Raw genomic sequence first — 18456 nt, 5'->3', positions numbered from 1 at the left:
TCAGTGGTGGTGGCGGTGGTGGGCATCCGGGTAGTGCGCATGGGTGTGGATCATGGGTTCATGGCGGTGGCGATGAGAATGTTGCCCCTCAAATGCAAGCGCATGATCATGCTGGTGATGCTCGTCATGCGCATGCAGATGCTCGTGCTCCAGGGTTTCATGCCGATGGCTATGAACATGACGCTCGGTTAAATGCAGCCAAAGACCCAGCGCCATGAGCGCAGCCGCAGCAAGCAGCCTCCAGGTGACGGGCTCCGCAAGGAAGACGACGGAAAACAGGGCTCCCACAAAAGGCGCCATCGAAAAATAGGCCCCTGCGCGCGATGCACCCAGATGCCGCAAGGCCAACACAAACAGCGCCAGACTCACGCCATAAGCCAGCAAACCGACCAGCATGGCCAGTGAGACCCTCGCCACATCCGGGAGCACTGCGCCCGCCACAAAAGCCAGGCACAGATTCATCGCGCCGGCCACCAGGCCCTTCACCGATGCAATCCAGGAGGCGTCGGCCAAGGCCACCTTGCGCGTGAAGTTATTGTCCAGCGCCCAGAAAAAACACGCCAAAACCACCAGCACAGCCGGCCAGAACGATGCGCTGCCTGGCACGCCCGATGGCAGATCATGCTGTGGCCAGCTTAATAAAAGAGCGCCCGCCACGATGGCGGCCATGCCCAGGGCGATGCGCCAGTCCACGTTTTCCCTGAACACGGCCCACGCCAGAAGCGCCGTCAGGACCGCTTCGGCATTGAGCAGCAAGGAAGCTTGGCTGGCCGGCATCATCGCCAAGCCAGACATCAGCAATGCAGGGGCCATGCCACCGCCGCACAGCACGGCAGCGACCAGCCATCGCAGCTCCCCGGGGTTTAAGCGCGGACGGGCCGCGCCCCGCATCCAGCGATAAAGACCCAGGCCGATACCCGAACCCAAATAAAGAAGTCCCGCCAGCATCCACGGATTGACCTGGTCAAGCAACCATTTGGCAGCCGGCGTGCCCGCTCCAAACAGAAAAGCCGAGCTCAGAGCCGCCACCACGCCTGGATGCCAGCCTGCAGTTTGCATGTTCAGTTCCTTCATGTAGTCACGACATTTGAGAAACGCCGGGGTCATCAATTCCACACCATTCCCGGTATTCCCACCACTCCCGCCATTTATCCCTGGTCGCTGGCAGGCTTCTCGGACATCCCGCTTGACCTTAAAGTTGGTAGAGGGTTTCCAATGATGCCATCAATCTAAAAACCCCAAGGGAAAGCGCATGTCTGCCCACTGCCATCAGCACGCCAGCGAAACACCCCAAGCCGTGCACAGCCCGCATTACCGCCGCATTCTGTGGCTCGCACTGGCCATCAACCTGGCCATGTTCGGCGTGGAGCTCGGCGCCGGGTTTCGCTCCGGCTCGGTAGCCTTGCTGGCCGATGCGATTGACTTTTTTGGCGATGCCGCCAACTACGGCGTCACACTGGCCGTGCTGTCCATGGGCCTGGCCTGGCGGGCCCGCGCCGCGCGGCTCAAGGCGGTCAGCATGCTGGGGTTTGGCGTGTTTGTGATGGGCAAAGCGCTGTGGACCTTCACGCAGGGCACCACGCCCGAGGCCTTCACCATGGGCAGCATCGGGCTACTGGCCCTGCTGGCCAACCTGGGCGTGGCCTTCATGCTCTACGCCTACCGCGAAGGCGACGCCAACATGCGCAGCGTGTGGCTGTGCTCGCGCAACGATGCGATCGGCAACCTGGCCGTGATGGGGGCCGCACTCGGCGTGTTTGGCACCGGCGCGGCCTGGCCCGATCTGGCGGTGGCGGCCGTGATGGCAAGCCTGGCCATGACCGGCGGCTGGACCGTGCTGCGTCAGGCCAGCCATGAGCTGAAGGCCACCCGTCATGCATCAACTTGACATGACAGCCCGCCATTGAAGCGCTGATCCTGAACGCGCAAGCCGCCATCCAAAAATCATCCGAAGCCGGAACTTCTTGAACTTTCACTTATCATTCACCGGTGCGCTACCTTATCCTTGTCCTCATGATCGCCCTGCTGCCCCTGCGCGGCTGGGTGGGTGGGGCCATGGCGACGGAGATGGCCTCCGGGCATGCATCCCATCAGCAAGCGGCAACAAAAATGATAGCTGCTCACGCCCATGTAGCGGGTGATTCAGCGCATTCTCACCACGAAGCGATGCCATCTGAAGCTGAAGCGCCTCAAGCCGCTGGTGACTGCGCAGGACATGCCCCGGGTGAAACATCCCATGCTGCTGGCGCCCACTGCGAGTCCTGCTCAGCTTGTCAGGCCTGCAACACGGTAGCGCTGTCTTCACCGGCAGTGGACACGGCCCCGATTTTCAGCGCCCCCTCCCTGCCCCACGCCCCGGCAGCCCGATTTGCCAGTGCCGAAGCGGCACTGGGCCAAAAACCTCCCATCTCCTGACCTCCAGGCCCGTAGTGGGTCTGTACTTGCGTCCGGCAGGGTCTGCAGCAGACCCTTGACGCCCGGATGACCGCGATTTGCAGCAATCGCACCCGCTTGTATTTCAGGAGATTTTTGTGAAATTCCGCTTTGTTTCAAGCCCACCCCTGGGGCTACTTTTATGGGGACTGACAACTGCGGCCAGCGCGCAGTCACCCGTCAGCCCTTTCAACTATCTCGCGGCCACGATCAACGCCGCTGACCCGGCTGCACCCGTTCCGGCGGTGCTGTACCGCTCGGTATTTTCAGACACATCGACAGGCGTGGAACAAACCGGCGACGACTGGAAAAAATCCAACGCCGAAGTGGGCCAGTTCAGGAATGGGCATGTCGACATCCTGAAATGGGAAGAAACCCAATCCACACACCCGGCCGCCACGCCCGGCGCACCAGCTAAGCGAGTCAGTCCATGAACACGCCTTCCACCCATTGCCTTTCCAGCACGCTGCGGCGCAGCGGCAGCGCCATGCTTTTGCTGATAGTGGCCGGCTGCGCCACGGTCTCCCCCGATGGCGGCGTCGCCGATCTTGAGCAACTGACAGCCGGAAAAACGATAGGCTCGGCCACTGGCACAACCACAGCCCGCATTGCCCGCCCTGGCGTTGATTCGGCGGCAGCCGTGGCAGACCTGCTCAAAGCGCCGCTCACAGCCGATGCAGCGGTGCGCGTGGCGCTGCTGAACAACCCGGGACTGCAAGTCGCGCTGGCCAGCTCGGGGGTGAACATTTCGGATGCGGTGTCCGCCAGCAACCAGGCCAAACGCCAGGCGCAGCAAGACATCACCCTGTTGTCAGCCCAGGCACGCAAGGCCTGGGTCAACGCGGTAGCCGCCAGCCAGACCGCGCGCTACATGGCCGACGTGAAAGCCGCGGCCGAAGCTGGCGGTGAGCTGGCCCGGCGCATGGCACGGGTCGGGAACTGGAGCAAGCTGCAACAGGCGCGCGAGCAGGCCTTGCTGGCCGATGCAACTGCCCAGCTGGCGCGCGCCCGGCAAACGGCCTTCAGTGAACGCGAAAAACTCGTGCTCATCATGGGGCTGTGGGGAGCGCAGACCCGGTTCGAGCTGCCCGACCAGCTACCCGATCTGCCCCAACAGGCATTGGAAATTCCCGACATCGAAGCCAGGGCGCTGCAAGAGCGGCTGGATGTGCGCCTGGCCACGGCCCAATGGCAGGCGCTGCAGGCCAAACCCCGTGAATCCGGCCCGGATGGTTTGTGGGATGGCATGCGGGACTCGGCACGGGTGCGCGAAGTGGCCATCAAGGCACGCAGCGAAGCCCGCGAGGCCTACCACGGCTACCGTACCGCCTACGACCTGGCCCGGCATTACCGCGACGAAGTGGTCCCCTTGCGCAAATTCATCAACGACGAAATGATGCTGCGCTACAACGGCATGCTGGCAAGTGTCTGGGATCTGCTGGCCGACACACGGGCGCAGGTGATGAGTGTGAACAGCGCGATTGAGGCACAGCGCGACTTCTGGCTGGCCGAGGCCGACCTGCAAACGCTGCTCGCGGGCGCCTCGCCCGGCGCACTGGCGGGCTTGAGGCCCGGCGCCACCGCGAATGGCCCGGCCCCTGCGGCGCATTAACGGTGCATTGACGCCCACATGACGACTCCCCAAGGATTTCAAATGAATCGACGTAAATTTTTCAGCGGCGCGGCCATGACGGCCGTTGCCGCCGCCTCGGTCAGCAAAGTGGCCATGGCCGCCCTGCCTGAACCGGTGACCATGAGCAAGCCCGATACCGCCGCCCCCCTCATGCCGCAGACCGGCAGACCTTACAACCCGGTCGTCACCTTGAACGGCTGGACGCTGCCCTGGCGCATGAACCAGGGGGTGAAGGAGTTTCACCTGGTGGCCGAACCGGTGATCCGCGAGATCGCACCGGGCATGAAGGCCACGCTGTGGGGCTACAACGGCCAGTCACCGGGGCCCACCATTGAGGTCGTGGAAGGTGACCGCGTGCGCATCTTTGTGACCAACAAGCTGCCCGAACACACCACCATTCACTGGCACGGCCAGCGCCTGCCCAACGGCATGGATGGTGTGGGGGGGTTGACCCAAAAGCAGATTCCGGTCGGCAAAACCTTTGTCTATGAATTTGTGGCACGCCGTCCCGGTACCTTCATGTACCACCCGCATGCCGATGAAATGACGCAGATGGCCATGGGCATGATGGGCTTTTGGGTCACGCACCCGAAAGAAAAACACCCGCTGATTGATGAGGTGAATCGCGACTTCTGCTTCCTGCTCAATGCCTACGACATTGATCCGGGCAGCACGACCCCCATGGTCAACACCATGCTGGACATGAATCTCTGGACCTGGAATTCCCGCGCCTTCCCGGGCATTGACTCGCTGAACGTCCGCTTGAACGACAAGGTCCGCATCCGGATGGGCAACTTGACGATGACCAACCATCCCATTCACTTGCATGGCCACGAGTTTCATGTGACCGGAACCGATGGCGGGCCCACCCCAAAAAGCACCCGGTGGTATGAGGTAACGACTGATGTCGCCGTGGGGCAGATGCGGCAGATCGAGTTTTTGGCGGACGAAGAAGGTGACTGGGCGTTTCATTGCCACAAGAGTCATCACACCATGAACCCGATGGGTCACAGCGTGCCCACGATGATTGGCGTTGATCACCGCGGGTTGGTGAAGAAAATCCAGAAACTGGTGCCCGACTACATGGTGATGGGGGAGCGTGGCATGGCCGACATGGGCGAAATGCAAATGCCTATCCCCGACCAGACCCTGCCCATGATGACTGGCACGGGACCTTACGGCCCGGTCGAAATGGGCGGCATGTTCACCACGCTCAAGGTTCGCAAGGACCAGAAACCCGGGGACTACAAAGACCCGGGCTGGTACAAGCAGCCCCCCGGCACACAAGCCTTTGAATGGACCGGTGAAGTGCCCGCACCGGCACGCCTGAAGGCAGACAGCAGCACGGCCATGCCGGCGGCATCCTCCGGCCAAACCATGGAAGTTCAAATTCGCAAACCCTCCGGCCATGCCGGCCATTGATCACCCACTGCAGGAAAATCATGAACCCGAAAAACACTCTCAAATTGATAGCTGTCTGCGCCCTGTTAACGGGGGCTGCAGGCGTATTTTCACAACAAGCCCACAGGCCTGGGCAGGTGCATGGATCGCAAAACCCGCCAAGCTCTCCTGCGAATCCTTACGCAGGCCAGCAGACACGGGAAATCAAGGCCTTGTCAGCGGCACAAGCCCAGGATCTGCTGGCCGGCAAGGGCATGGAGCAGGCCAAGGCAGCCGAGCTCAATGGCTACCCGGGCCCCATGCACACCCTTGAACTGGCTCAGCAGCTCGAACTCAGTGCGGCGCAAAGGCTGGCCACCGAAGAGCTCCTGGCCAAGCACAAGGCTGAGGCACGTGCGCTGGGCGCTCAACTCGTTCAGGCCGAGCGTGAGCTTGATTTCGCCTTTTCTGCCCGCCAGATAGATGCTGCCCAGCTTGCCGCCTACACGCAGCGAATCGGCCAGCTGCAGGCTGCGCTGCGCGCTTCGCACCTGCAAACGCATTTGCAGCAAACCGGCTTTTTGACGCCCCAGCAAGTCAGCCGCTATGCGCAACTGCGTGGCTACGGCCAGTCCGACCCTCACTCCAAACATCAACCCTAAATTTTTTAACAGAAGGAATCCATGAAGAAACTGACCTCCACCCTACTCGCTGTTCTTGTCACCGGCGCCAGCATGCACGTCTTCGCTCACGGCAATGAAGATCACGCCAAAAAGGCAGGCCCCGTCAAAAAAGAACAAAAAGCATGGGGCATCGCCGGTGACGCTAAAACCGTCAACCGCACCATCACGTTTGCGATGACTGACGACATGCGTTTCACGCCCGACAAGATTGACGTCCGGCAAGGCGAGACCCTCAAATTCGTCATCAAAAATGGCGGCAAGGTTATGCATGAGATGGTGATTGGCACCAGAAAAGACCTTGATGAGCATGCCGCGCTGATGCAAAAGTTTCCCACCATGGAGCATGAGGAGCCCTACATGGCCCATGTAGGACCTGGTAAAACAGGTGAAATCATCTGGACCTTCAACAAGCCGGGCAACTTTGATTTTGCCTGCCTGATCGCGGGCCATTACCAGGGGGGCATGCTCGGGAAGGTCACGGTAGTGGCCTCCAAATGATCACCATGATTCTGTTTCAATTGAAAGCGAGCCCACCATGCTGAGACGATCCATCATTAAAGCAATGGCCGGGCTGGCCGGTGCTGGCGCCTCTGTCATGACGGTGCCGCTGCTGGCCCAGCCCCAAGCCTTGGTAGAGGTCTGGAAAGACCCCAACTGCGGTTGTTGCAAAGACTGGGTCCAGCATCTGGAGGCCAATGGCTTCAAAGTGCGCGTCCATGAAACTGGCAACACGGCTGCCAGGGCGCGCCTGGGTGTGCCGGAAAAACTGGGCTCATGCCACACCGCACAGGTCGGTGGCTATGCCATCGAGGGGCATGTCCCGGTTCGGGAAATTTACCGCCTTTTAAAGGAACGCCCATCGGCCATAGGCATTGCCGTGCCCGGCATGCCCGTCGGTTCGCCCGCCATGGATGGCGCCGAGTACGGGAAACGCCGTGACCCTTATGACGTTCTGCTCATCAACAAAGACCTCAGCACCCGCGTTTTTCAAAGTTACAACCGAATCTGATTTCAAACACGCTTCAAAGGAATTCACATGAAAATTACGACCAACCTTGCCACTGCTGTTTCAAGCTTCTTTTTGACCGCTGCGGCTCTTGCGCAAGCCGCACTGCCTGCCACTGAAGCCGAAGTTCGCAAAGTCGACATGGACGCCAAAAAAATCACCCTCAAACATGGCGAAATCAAAAACCTGGAAATGCCTGCCATGAGCATGGTGTTTCAGGTCAAGGACCCGGCCTTGCTCCAGAAGGTCAAAGCGGGCGACAAGGTTAAATTCACCGCTGACAAGATCAATGGCGCTTTCACCGTCATCTCCATGGAAGCCAGCAAATAGGAGCTGCTGACAAGGTGGAAGGGTAGTTCACGGTCACCGGCATTGGCCGGTTTGCCCAATAAGGGAAGGAAGGCAAGCGACGACCATGAATTCGCTATCTTTTCAATAGCTTCCTGCGCTCATATATCAAGGGTTGCAGGCACTTTTTACCACTGGAAAAGCTTTCGTGCGGTGGCAAGCCATGGCTCATGCTATGGTTCAACCATGCCGAAAACGATACGTTACACCCTGCTGTCGCTGCGCGATCTGACCGTCTCTGCCGGTCCCTTCCTGCTGCTGGCGGCCATCCTGCTGGTGCTGGCCTACTGGTGGCTGGACCCGAACCCGCCCAAGCGCGTGGTGCTGGCCACCGGCCCGGCCCAAAGCGCCTATGAAGAATTTGGCAAGCGCTACGCCAAAAGTCTGTCGGAGCACGGCATCCAAGTGGTGCTGCTGCCGTCCGAAGGTTCGGCGGCCAATCTGCAGCTGCTGCGTGAAGGCAAGGTGGACCTGGGTTTTGTGCAAGGTGGCACCAGCGATGAGCGGCCAGAGGACATCGACACCCTGGAGTCCCTGGGCAGCCTGTTTGTCGAGCCGGTCTGGCTGTTTTACCGAGAGGACTCGGCGCGCAAACTTGCCGCAAGGGCAAAGACTCCAAACACCGGGGCCGCACTCAGTGCCTTGACGCAGCTGCAGGGTCTGCGCGTGAACATTGGCACCCCCGGCAGCGGCGTGCCCAGCCTGATGAGCAAGCTGCTGGACAGCAACCGGATCGATGTCAAGACCTTGCAGGTGTCGCAACTGGAGCAGACGCCCGCCACCATGGCGTTTCTGGCCGGTGATCTCGACGCGATCGTGTTTGCCTCGGCCCCGGAGTCTCTGATGGTGCAGATGCTGCTGCAGACACCGGGTATCAAGCTCATGGATTTTGCGCAAAGCGAAGCCTACTCGCGCCGCTTCTCGTTTTTAAGCCCGGCGCTGCTGCCGCGCGGCGTGGTCGATCTGGCGGGCAATGTTCCGCCGCAAGATGTCCGCCTGGTCGCCCCCACCACCACCCTGATTACCCGCAAAACCACGCACCCGGCCCTGCTGCAGCTTTTTGCGCAGGCGGGCAGCCAGATTCATGGCGGCGCGGGCTGGTTCAAGCGGGCCCGCGAGTACCCCAACATCAACAACAACGAACTGCCGATTGCCAAGGAGGCCGAGCGCAACATTAAAAGCGGCGCGCCTTTGCTGCAGCGCTACCTGCCCTTCTGGGTCGCCAACCTGATAGAGCGCATGTGGCTGGTGATGGGTATCATCATCGCGGTGCTGCTGCCGCTGTCGCGCATCGTCCCGCCGCTGTATGCGTTTCGGGTCCGCTCACGCATTTTCAGGTGGTATGCCCAGCTCAGGGACATTGAACACCGGCTGGAAGACTCGCCCAACACCCAGGCCTTGATCGAAGAGCTGGACCAGCTGGAAAACCGGGCCGGAAAAATCAGTGTGCCGCTGTCCTACACGGATGAACTGTATGCGCTGCGCGGCAATATTCACCTCGTCCGGAGGAAATTGCTGCGGCTGTAGCTCATTGTTGTCTCTCCACTTATTGGATGAATTCCAGCGCGACTAAAAGTGGCGATCACGTTGTCATAGTTGGCGGGGGCCACCTCGCGAGAGAACATCACGAATATTTCGTCCGCAAGCTGCCTCAGATCTACCCTGTTCTCCTGTGCAAGCGGGTGATGGGCGGCTACCGGCTGGGCATCGACGCCATGCAGCTGGGCTTTGCGTCCATGCGCCGCGTGCCGCTGGTGGACTCGTGCCGCGCCCTGATGCAAAAGCTCGCCCGGATGTCCGGGGACACGGTGTTTCTCGTCGTGCGCCAAGGCGACTACTGCGTGTGCCTGCACCGCGAGGAGGGGCACTTCCCCGTGAAGGTGTTCACCACGGATGTGGGCGGGCGCCGCCTGCTGGGCATTGGAGCCGGCGGGCTGGTCTTGATGACCGCGCTGTCGGACGCGGAAATCGGCCGCACCATGGAGCGCCATGCGACCGAATATGCCCAATCGGGCTTCACGCCCACGCGCATGGCACAAGCCGTGAAACGCACCCGGCATGCGGGCTACGCGGAAATCACCGACACCATCACGCAAGGGGTGTCGGGTGTTGGCCGCACTTTCTGGGCATCGCCGACCACCCTGGCCGCGATCAGCTTTGGGGCGATCACCACGCGGCTGCCGGCACCACGCAGGAAAGAAATGGCGCAGCTTCTGGCTGAGCAGTTGCCTCGATAGCAGAATTATTCGGATCCTGGCTGGGCGTCAATAGTTGGCGGGTGAATGTCCATGGTGATCTGACCATAGACGCGCCACAACATTGCGCCCATAATGCAAAAATATTAGCTGAAATCCAGTGCGGTCCAGCCCTGAGAGCCCATCATAGCCATGGGCTCGCTGACGGTGCATTCGAATTGTGCAAGGAAGAGCTGAATGCAGCATATAGCCTTACCAGGACAGCGAGTGGCGCATGTCATGCCGGTGCAGAACTGTCGTTCTTCACCCCCACAGGCATCCCCCAAGCGCCAACGTCATACGCCGCCGAAATGTGCCCGCGCGCGGCCGCACGAACCGATGGTGCGGCACCAGGTATTTTCATCGAAGCGCGATAGCGACGACCACGGCTCGTTCGCCAATCCTACAGGAGGAACTCCAGATGGAAGCTCGTACCAAGTCGATGACGGCGCGCAATGACGCACCATTAGCGCCGCAAGGGGAGCAATCGGCTTTCCTGCAAAACATCCTTGAATCATCGACCGAGTATTCGATCATCGGCAAGGATCTCACGGGCAATATCCAGCTCTGGAACGCCGGTGCACGGCGTCTTTATGGCTACGAGCCGGAAGACGTCATTGGCAAGGCCAACTCGTCCATGCTGCATACGCCCGAGGACATTGCCGCCGGCAAGCCGGCCGAGATCATGGCCACCGCCTTGCAAGCCGGCAAATGGGAAGGCACCCTCTCGCGATGCCGCAATAGCGGTGAGCGATTCACCGCGCGCGTGGTCATCACGCCGCGCCGCGACGTCACCGGCAAGCCCATCGGCTTCCTGCTGATCTCGAAAGACATTTCGGATGAAATCCGCCTGACGGAAGAACTCAAGGCCACGCAGTTCTATGCGCGCAGCCTGATCGAGGCCTCACTCGACCCCCTGGTCACCATCAGCCCGGAAGGCAAAATCACCGACGTCAACGAAGGCTCGATCAAAATCACCGGCATCCCGCGCGAGAAGCTGATCGGGACCGACTTCTCCGACTACTTCACCGAGCCGGAAAAGGCCCGCGAAGGCTACCAGCAGGTTTTTTCCAAGGGCGCTGTCACCGACTACCCACTGACGATCCGGCACAAGGACGGGCGCCTCACCGACGTGCTGTACAACGCCTCGGTGTACAAGGACGCGCAGGGCAATGTACTCGGCGTGTTCGCCGCGGCCCGTGACGTCACCGCTCAGAAGCAGGCCTCGCAGTATGCGCGCAGTCTGATCGAGGCCTCGCTCGACCCCTTGGTCACCATCAGTCCGGAAGGCAAGATCACCGACGTCAATGAAGGCTCGATCAAGGTCACGGGTGTGCCGCGCGAGAAGCTGATCGGGGCCGACTTCTCCGACTACTTCACCGAACCGGCAAAGGCCCGCGAAGGCTACGAGCGAGTGTTCGCCGAGGGCTTCGTGACCGACTACCCACTGACGATCCGGCACAAGGACGGGCGTCTCACCGACGTGCTGTACAACGCCTCGGTGTACAAGGACGCTCGTGGAAACGTGCTGGGCGTGTTCGCCGCAGCCCGCGACGTCACCGCTCAGAAGCAGGCCTCGCAGTACGCCAGGAGCCTGATCGAGGCAAGCCTGGACCCGTTGGTCACCATCAGCGCCGAAGGCAAGATCACGGACGTCAATGCAGCATCCGCCGAAATCACCGGGCTGCCGCGCGAGAGGCTGATCGCGACGGACTTTTCCGACTACTTCACCGAACCGGAAAAGGCGCGCGAGGGCTACAAGCAGGTGTTCGAGAAGGGCTTGGTCTCCAACTATCCGCTGACGCTTCGCCACCGCGATGGCAAGCTCACCGACGTGCTCTACAACGCCTCGGTGTACAAGGACATGCGCGGCAACGTGCTGGGTGTATTCGCCGCCGCGCGCGACGTGACGGCGCAGAAGAAAGCCGAGGCTGAGATCGCCGAACAGCGCACCAAGGAGTTGGAGCGGCTGGCGGAGCTGGAGCGCTTCCAGAGGCTTACCGTCGGACGGGAGCTCAAGATGATCGAGCTCAAAAAGGAGATCGAGGAGCTCAAGAAAACCGGGATCAGGTGACAGACTATGTCAGCGAGGATGGCGCAAAGCATGGACACCGAACAGCAGTTCAGCAACGCCGACTATGCGAAGGCGGTGCTCAACATCCTGGAGGATGCCGCCGGCGAAAGGACTCGCCTGCACGACGCTCAGCGGGCGGTGGTCAATATCCTGGAGGACGCCGCCGGCGAAAGAGCCCTGCTGGAGCTGACGCAGAAGGCCGTTCTCAACATACTGGATGATTCCGGCTCCGAGAAGCTGCGCCTCGAGGAGATGCAGAAGGCGGTGCTGAATATCCTTGACGATCTGGCCGTAGAGATGGGTGAACGTACGCGCCTGGAGGAGCGGTTTCGTTCGTTGCTGGAAACCGCGCCAGACGCGATCGTCATCGTCAATGAGAGCGGGCGCATGGTCCTGGTGAACGCGCAAACGGAGAAGCTGTTCGGCTACGCTCGCAGCGAGCTGTTGGGCCAAATGGTCGAGATGCTGTTGCCAGAGCGATTTCGCGGCCACCATCCGCAGCACCGGATGCACTTCGGTTCCGACCCGACGGTCCGCCCGATGGGCGCCGGGCTCGAACTTTATGGTCTACGCAAGGACGACACCGAGTTTCCGAGTGAAATCCTGTTGAGCCCGGTGAAAACGGATGAAGGCGTCCTCGTCTCGGCGGCCATCCGCGACATCTCGCGGACCAAGGACATCGAACACCAGATCCGGACCTCTCTAAAGGAAAAGGAGGCGCTGCTGCAGGAGATCCACCACCGGGTGAAGAACAACCTGCAGATCATCGCCAGCCTGCTCTCGCTGCAATCGGGCTACATCCGCGACCCGCAGACGCTGATGCAGTTCCAGGAAAGCCAGGGACGCATCCGTTCCATGGCCCTCATCCATGAAAAGCTTTACCAGTCGGAGACGCTGGCGACAGTGGACCTGGCGGACTACGTGCGAACCCTGGTGAGTATTCTCATGCGCACCTACACCGCCGACACCAAGGTGCAACTGGAGCTCCGGCTCGACCGGGCGTCGGTGAGTATCGACACCGCGGTGCCAGTCGGCCTGATGCTCAACGAACTCGTGACCAATGCGCTCAAATACGCGTTCCCCAATGGCCGCCAGGGAAACCTGATTGTGGCGCTCGGTGCAGATACGGAAGGACAGATCGCCCTGAGCGTGCAGGACGACGGCGTCGGACTGAAACGGGATTTTCAATTCGAGCAGGCCGACACGCTGGGCCTGCGGCTGGTGCGGATGTTCGCCAGGCAATTGCGCGCCGTCGTGACGCTGCGCTCTGAACCCGGCCACACCGCGTTCGACATTCACTTCAAAGAGGCGGCGGCCAAGTCGCCGTGACCGATCATGGAACACCTGCTGAGAAAAATCCGCGTCCTCGTGGTGGAGGATGAGATCGTCGTGTCGGAAGACCTGCAGCAACGGCTGGTGGGGCTCGGCTTCGAAGTTACCGGAGCGGCAGACACTGCGGCCGATGCCATGCGTCTCGCCGCCTCCTCGCGGCCCGACGTGGCCCTGATGGACATCATGCTGCACGGCAGGCCCGAGGGCATCGACGCCGCCGAACACCTGCGCGGCGAGCTGGACATCCCGGTCATTTACCTCACGGCGCACAGCGACTCCGCCACGCTGCAAAGAGCCAAGCTTACCGACCCTGCGGGCTACATCGTCAAACCGTTCGACGATGCGCAACTGCGGGTGGCCATCGAACTGGCGCCCATGCGGCATGAGATGGAGCGCAAGGCACGCCGGGTCGCCCGCTGGATGAGCGCCACACTGACAAGCATTGGCGACCCCGTCATCGCCACCAACACCCGTGCCGAGATTCTGCTTCTCAATCCCGCCGCGGAGACGCTGACCGGCTGGACGCAGGATGAGGCTGCCGGAAAGCCCTCCAGTGAAGTGGTGCGACTGGTGAACCAGAAAACCCGCCACCCTTTGGACGACCCGGCAACACTCGCCCTGCGCCATGGCCTGGTCATGCGTTTGGACCCGGACACCGTGCTGGTCACGCGCGAAGGCAAGGAGCGCTACGTGGATGACAGCGCTTCGCCCATTACCGACGAGGCGGGCAAGGTTCTGGGCGCTGTCATGGTGCTGGTCGATGCCACTGACCGGGTTGCCGCGCAGACCCGCGTGGATACCTTGACGCGCCAGGTAAAGGTGCTGCTCGCCGAGAAGGACAACTATGAACTGAAAGGCGCTGAACTCGAAGCCTTCGCCACCGCCGTGAGCCACGACTTGCGCGGGCCGCTGCGGGCCATTGCCGGCTTCTCCGAGCTTCTGGCCCGGTCGCAGCGCGAGCGGCTCGACGCCACAGGGCAACTGTTCCTTGAGCGTGTTCAAACCAATGCGCTACAGATGAGCCGCATGATGGAGGACTATCTGCGCTTTCTGGGATTGACTCGCCAGCAATCGCTACGCCTGGCGGCGGTGGACCTGAGGCGCCTAGTTCACAAAATTTTCGACGACCTCGCCGCCGTGCCGGGCCAAAAGCCGGCGCGGTTCGTGTGTGAAGCGCTGCCGCAGGCCTGGGCTGACGAGGCCATACTCCAGCATGCGCTGGTCAACCTGCTCGGCAACGCACTCAAGTATTCGTCGCGCCGCGAGCAACCAGTGGTGGAAGTCGGCGCGACGGCAGACGGCGAGGCAGGCAAGGACTTTCGTACCTACTTTGTCCGCGACAACGGTGCGGGCCTGGATCTGGCGGGCGCAGCCAAGCTATTCGAGCCGTTTCAACGCTTCCATAGCGCCGCCGAATTCCCCGGCACCGGAGTGGGCCTGGCCATTGTCAAGCGCATCGTCGAAAGCCACGGCGGCCGGATTTGGGCCGAGAGCCAGCCTGACGCCGGCGCCACGTTTTTCTTCACCTTGCCGTCGAAGGCTCCCAGCGAGTTCATGCCCGCGTGACGCGAGCCCTGCGATGAGCCCAACGACGCTTCTCATCGTGGAGGACCAGGCGGTCGGCGCGGCCGATCTGGTGGACCGCCTGGTACGCCAGGGCTACAAGGTGTGCGGTGTGGCCACCTCGGGCAAGGAAGCGCTGGCCCTGGCGCGCCGGCATCGGCCCCGGCTCGCGCTGATGGACATTCGGCTCCAGGGCGAGATGGACGGCATCCAGACCGCCGAGATGCTGCGGCGCAAACTCGACGTACCGGTGATTTTCCTCAGCGCGCATTTCGACGAAGCAACACTGCAGTTCGCCAAGCTCACCGCGCCCTACGGCTTTCTGATGAAGCCGTTCGACGAGCGCGAACTGCAACTCAACATCGAATTGGCCCTCCACAAGCACGAGGGCGAACGCCAGCTCGCCGCCGCGCATCTGGAAAACCATCGCCTCAACGCCAGCCTCGAGCAAGGTGTACGCGAACGAACGGCGGAACTGGAAGCGGCGCTGACGGAGATTGAGGGCTTCGTGCATGCGGTCGCGCATCACCTGCGTTCGCCGCTGCGGGCCATGGAAGGCTATTCGCATCTGCTGCTGACCCGGTACGCCGCCAACCTTCCCGACCCGGCCTCGCGGTTTCCGGAGGCGATCAGCAGCAGTGCCCGGCACATGGCACGCCTGGTGGACGACCTGCTCTCGTTCGTCAACCTGCGGCAACAGGCCTTGAGTCCCGCGCGCGTGGATATCGCCGCTGCCGCACGCGAAGTCATGGGCGAGTTGATCGCCGCGCAACCCGGCCGCTACGTGGATGCCCACATCGAGGAACTGCCCGCCTGCCAGGCCGACCCCGAACTGCTGCGGCGGCTCCTGGTCGAGCTGCTTTCCAACGCGCTCAAATTCAGCCGCGACCGCCAGCCGGCGATCATCACGGTGGGTGTCCGGCCGGGCCCGGATCAGCCGGACCAGCATGTCTATTTCGTTCGCGACAACGGCATCGGCTTCGACCCTCTCTACACCGCCAAGCTGTTCAAACTGTTCAGCCAGCTGAATCTGCCCGAAGCCTACGAAGGCACCGGCGCTGGACTGGCAATGGCCCTGCGTATCACCGAACGCATGGGTGGCCGCATCTGGGCGGAGTCATCTCCCGAGCAGGGCGCCACGTTTTTCCTCAACCTTCCAAGCCCATCATGAGCATTTTCACGCTAGACATCTTGCTGGTTGAAGACAGTCGAAGTGACGTCGAGCTGTTCATGCTCGCCCATCAGGTGAACGGGTCGGCCGCGACCATCAGGGTCGCGCGTGATGGCATGGAGGCGGTGGAGGCCCTCCATAGTGACAAAAGCCGACCCGGAGACGCCCCAAACGTCCTGCCCCGACTGGTGTTGCTTGACCTGAACATGCCAAGGCTCAACGGGTTTGAGGTACTGAAGCGGCTGCGTGCCGATGAGCGCACACGGCAGCTTCCCGTGGTGATCTTCAGTGGGTCCGATCAAAGGTCGGACATGCTTGAGGCCGAGCGTCTGGGCGCCAATGGCTACGTCCGCAAGCCTGTGGAGTTCGAGAATCTGTGCGCGACCCTGGCGCAGTTCGAACGCGACTGGCTTAGCGCAGACCTTGCTCCACTGCATCCGACGGGATGACTGTGCAATTGGGCCCTCACCATGAACATTTCCGCGCCTGACATCCTGCTGGTTGAAGACAGCCTCACTTCAGTCGAACTCTTCGTGTTCGCCCTCCAGGCCAACCAGTCGAGTGCCACTATCCAGGTCGTGCGCGATGGTGTGCAAGCCCTGGACTTCCTGCTGGGTGACGCCACTCGACCCGGGAGCGCTCGCAACACCCTTCCCCGCCTGGTGTTGCTGGATATTCACATGCCGAGGCTTGACGGGTTCCAAGTGCTGGAGCGCCTGCGTGCCGATGAGCGGACGCGGTTTCTTCCGGTGGTGATCCTTAGTTCCTCCGACCAAGAGTCGGATAAGCGCGAGGCCTATCGGCTTGGTGCCAATGGTTGCATACAGAAACCCATGGGGTTCAAGGACTCTTGCGAAACCATCGCCCAGCTCGAACGCGACTGGCTGAGGGCAGATATACATGTGCGCTTACCCGGCAGATTGGTGTAATCTCTTGTTGATCATGAAAAATCTCGAAAACTGCGAGCAGAATTAGCCGTCAGTCTCGAAGCGAGGAACTATGCAACTCATCGGAATGCTCGATTCGCCGTACGTCCGCCGTGTCGCCGTATCACTTCAACTGCTCGGTCTGCCGTTTGAGCATAAGCCGATCTCTGTCTTCAGCACTTTCGAGCAGTTCCGCCAGATCAATCCCGTCGTCAAGGCTCCATCGCTTGTGTGCGATGACAGAACCGTGCTGATGGATTCCACGCTGATTCTCGAGTACGCGGAAAGTCTTGCCGCTCCAGGCAAGTCGCTCATGCCTGTCGGCATTGCCGATCGTCAGCACGCTCTGCGCATGATCGGTTTGGCTCTCGCCGCCTGCGAGAAGAGCGTGCAGATCATCTACGAACGCAGCCTGCGGCCAGCCGAAAAGCTGCATCAGCCCTGGGTGTCCAGGGTCACGGGCCAGCTCTTGGAGGCCTACAGCGCACTTGAGTCCGAGCTTTCGCATAAGCCTTTCGCACTAGCCGGTGAATCAATCGACCAAGCGGGCGTTACCACTGCTGTGGCCTGGCACTTCACCCAGATGATGCTTCCCGACGTTGTCATTGCGACGGACTACCCTACGCTGCAGCAGTTCTCCGCAAAGGCGGAGGAGCTCCCCGAGTTCATTGCCGCGCCCCATGGATCAAGCACCTATTGCAGTATTTCACTTTTAAGTGCGCTTTTGCTCGACGAACCTCTTCAATGATCTGCTAAGAATCGAGCTGGAGCGCGCGAGCGCAGATACCGCTGTCGCAGCCTGCGTTTGCCTGCCCGTCACCATGACCGGGTGGCCTCGGGTCGGGAATACCCTCTTCGTCCGCGTGCGCTGGGGCTTCGGCCACCAGTTGGCCCAGTAGCGCTCCAAGTGGCAAGTCGTCAATAGGGCCAAAGTGATTCAACCGGATTCTTCCCTCGCGATCCAGCATGACGAGGCTGGGCGTCCCTCGCAGCCCGTAAGCCTGCATGGTCAAGGGCACATTGCCTTGAGTGGAAGGCTGATCAATGCCGATGGGAAATGACAAGCCATATTCCTGCACAAACGCCTGCAGCGCATCGGCATTCATGACAGCATGGTGCTCAAACACCGTGTGCAGTCCGATCACCACCAGCTCACGTTCCGCAAACACCGCCTGAATGCGGCTGGCTTGGGGGATGCCTTGCGAGACGCATCCCGGGCACAGCATCTGAAAGGCGTGCAGCACAACGATGCGGCCTCTAAGAGCCTGTTTACGATTTGTTGGGGCGAAATCGGGCGATTTAGCCGCCAAACCCCTTGCATGGGCATAGGCCCATGCGGCGTGGTGTTGGCAGCCAACTCATCCCGATTGCGCCCCAACGCGACCCCAAATAAATCGTAAACAGGCTCTAAAGGATTCGAGGGTGAGCGGCTTTGGCGTGTTCAGCCATTGGCTGACTTGCAACGCGGGTGCCATTTCTGACGGCGTGGTCATGTTGTTCTCCCGAAATAGCTTGAGGCCCGACGCCCTGCTCTGCCAGAGTCGTCGGGACTAGGGCCTGTTCACACTAATATTGGAGGTGCGAAGGGGTTCCATCGGGCGCAAATCAAGGCGCCTGCCGCCGCCCGCACTGATGTGCGGGCAAGGTAGGCAACGCCGAGTTGCGCCCGATGG

At 61.2% G+C, this 18456-nt stretch carries 19 protein-coding genes and 1 pseudogene; 17 read left to right on the top strand and 3 right to left on the bottom strand.

Going from position 1 to position 18456, the window contains the following annotated elements:
• The gene (locus V6M61_RS00100; protein WP_332774511.1) at positions 1-1059 is read right to left on the bottom strand and encodes a DMT family transporter; all 1059 of its coding nucleotides are present in this window, start codon (positions 1057-1059) and stop codon (positions 1-3) included.
• Positions 1060-1252: 193 nt separating this feature from the next.
• On the opposite strand from V6M61_RS00100, the gene V6M61_RS00095 reads away from it, so the two are divergent.
• The 9 genes from V6M61_RS00095 (at position 1253) to V6M61_RS00055 (ending at position 9010) form a co-directional block, all read left to right on the top strand.
• Entirely contained in the window at positions 1253-1888 is a 636-nt protein-coding gene (locus V6M61_RS00095) for a cation transporter (protein ID WP_332774510.1), read from the top strand.
• 643 nt (positions 1889-2531) lie between these two features.
• Positions 2532-2867, top strand: coding sequence for a hypothetical protein (locus V6M61_RS00090; protein ID WP_332774509.1), 336 nt, complete (start codon positions 2532-2534; stop codon positions 2865-2867).
• Positions 2864-4045 (top strand): TolC family protein, encoded by a 1182-nt coding sequence (locus V6M61_RS00085; protein ID WP_332774508.1) that lies wholly within the window; start codon positions 2864-2866, stop codon positions 4043-4045. The genes V6M61_RS00090 and V6M61_RS00085 overlap by 4 nt, the downstream gene beginning before the upstream one ends.
• A gap of 42 nt (positions 4046-4087) precedes the next feature.
• Complete coding sequence (locus tag V6M61_RS00080; protein WP_332774507.1) at positions 4088-5488, top strand: multicopper oxidase family protein; 1401 nt, start codon at positions 4088-4090, stop codon at positions 5486-5488.
• A 191-nt stretch (positions 5489-5679) separates the two neighbouring features.
• Positions 5680-6108 (top strand): periplasmic heavy metal sensor, encoded by a 429-nt coding sequence (locus tag V6M61_RS00075; RefSeq protein WP_332774506.1) that lies wholly within the window; start codon positions 5680-5682, stop codon positions 6106-6108.
• Positions 6109-6129: 21 nt separating this feature from the next.
• Positions 6130-6627, top strand: coding sequence for a cupredoxin domain-containing protein (locus tag V6M61_RS00070; RefSeq protein WP_332774505.1), 498 nt, complete (start codon positions 6130-6132; stop codon positions 6625-6627).
• Between the two features lie 37 nt (positions 6628-6664).
• Positions 6665-7138, top strand: coding sequence for a DUF411 domain-containing protein (locus tag V6M61_RS00065; RefSeq protein ID WP_332774504.1), 474 nt, complete (start codon positions 6665-6667; stop codon positions 7136-7138).
• Positions 7139-7165: 27 nt separating this feature from the next.
• Entirely contained in the window at positions 7166-7465 is a 300-nt protein-coding gene (locus V6M61_RS00060) for a copper-binding protein (RefSeq protein WP_332774503.1), read from the top strand.
• Between the two features lie 204 nt (positions 7466-7669).
• Complete coding sequence (locus V6M61_RS00055; protein ID WP_332774502.1) at positions 7670-9010, top strand: TAXI family TRAP transporter solute-binding subunit; 1341 nt, start codon at positions 7670-7672, stop codon at positions 9008-9010.
• A 23-nt stretch (positions 9011-9033) separates the two neighbouring features.
• Here the strand turns inward: V6M61_RS00055 and V6M61_RS00050 are convergent.
• A pseudogene (locus V6M61_RS00050) lies at positions 9034-9168 on the bottom strand (LysR family transcriptional regulator); the annotation flags it as partial.
• Here V6M61_RS00050 and V6M61_RS00045 point away from each other — a divergent pair.
• The 8 genes from V6M61_RS00045 to V6M61_RS00010 all read left to right on the top strand — a co-directional run bounded on the left by V6M61_RS00045 (position 9169) and on the right by V6M61_RS00010 (position 17531).
• The gene (locus tag V6M61_RS00045; RefSeq protein WP_332774523.1) at positions 9169-9720 is read left to right on the top strand and encodes an IclR family transcriptional regulator; all 552 of its coding nucleotides are present in this window, start codon (positions 9169-9171) and stop codon (positions 9718-9720) included.
• Positions 9721-10138: 418 nt separating this feature from the next.
• Positions 10139-11791 carry a PAS domain-containing protein gene (locus tag V6M61_RS00040; RefSeq protein WP_332774501.1) on the top strand — a complete coding sequence of 551 codons (1653 nt, stop codon included), beginning with the start codon at positions 10139-10141 and terminating at the stop codon, positions 11789-11791.
• Between the two features lie 30 nt (positions 11792-11821).
• Positions 11822-13120, top strand: a complete 1299-nt coding sequence (locus tag V6M61_RS00035) for a sensor histidine kinase (protein ID WP_332774500.1) — start codon at positions 11822-11824, stop codon at positions 13118-13120.
• Positions 13121-13126: 6 nt separating this feature from the next.
• Entirely contained in the window at positions 13127-14689 is a 1563-nt protein-coding gene (locus V6M61_RS00030; RefSeq protein WP_332774499.1) for a sensor histidine kinase, read from the top strand.
• Between the two features lie 13 nt (positions 14690-14702).
• Complete coding sequence (locus tag V6M61_RS00025) at positions 14703-15857, top strand: sensor histidine kinase (protein WP_332774498.1); 1155 nt, start codon at positions 14703-14705, stop codon at positions 15855-15857.
• Positions 15854-16306 (top strand): response regulator, encoded by a 453-nt coding sequence (locus V6M61_RS00020; protein WP_332774497.1) that lies wholly within the window; start codon positions 15854-15856, stop codon positions 16304-16306. Before V6M61_RS00025 ends, V6M61_RS00020 begins: the two co-directional genes overlap by 4 nt.
• Before the next feature lie 21 nt (positions 16307-16327).
• Entirely contained in the window at positions 16328-16786 is a 459-nt protein-coding gene (locus tag V6M61_RS00015) for a response regulator (protein ID WP_332774496.1), read from the top strand.
• A 70-nt stretch (positions 16787-16856) separates the two neighbouring features.
• On the top strand, positions 16857-17531 hold the full coding sequence (locus V6M61_RS00010) for a glutathione S-transferase (protein WP_332774495.1): 675 nt from the start codon (positions 16857-16859) through the stop codon (positions 17529-17531).
• A gap of 4 nt (positions 17532-17535) precedes the next feature.
• Here V6M61_RS00010 and V6M61_RS00005 read toward each other — a convergent pair whose 3' ends face one another.
• Positions 17536-18093 carry a peroxiredoxin family protein gene (locus V6M61_RS00005; RefSeq protein WP_332774494.1) on the bottom strand — a complete coding sequence of 186 codons (558 nt, stop codon included), beginning with the start codon at positions 18091-18093 and terminating at the stop codon, positions 17536-17538.
• Positions 18094-18456: the final 363 nt, after the last annotated feature.

Origin of the sequence: Polaromonas sp., assembly GCF_036676035.1 — a bacterium.
Taxonomy (GTDB): Bacteria; Pseudomonadota; Gammaproteobacteria; order Burkholderiales; family Burkholderiaceae_C; genus Polaromonas.
The sequence above is the reverse complement of the archived record's forward strand: the minus strand, read 5'-3'. Positions and strand labels throughout refer to the sequence as shown.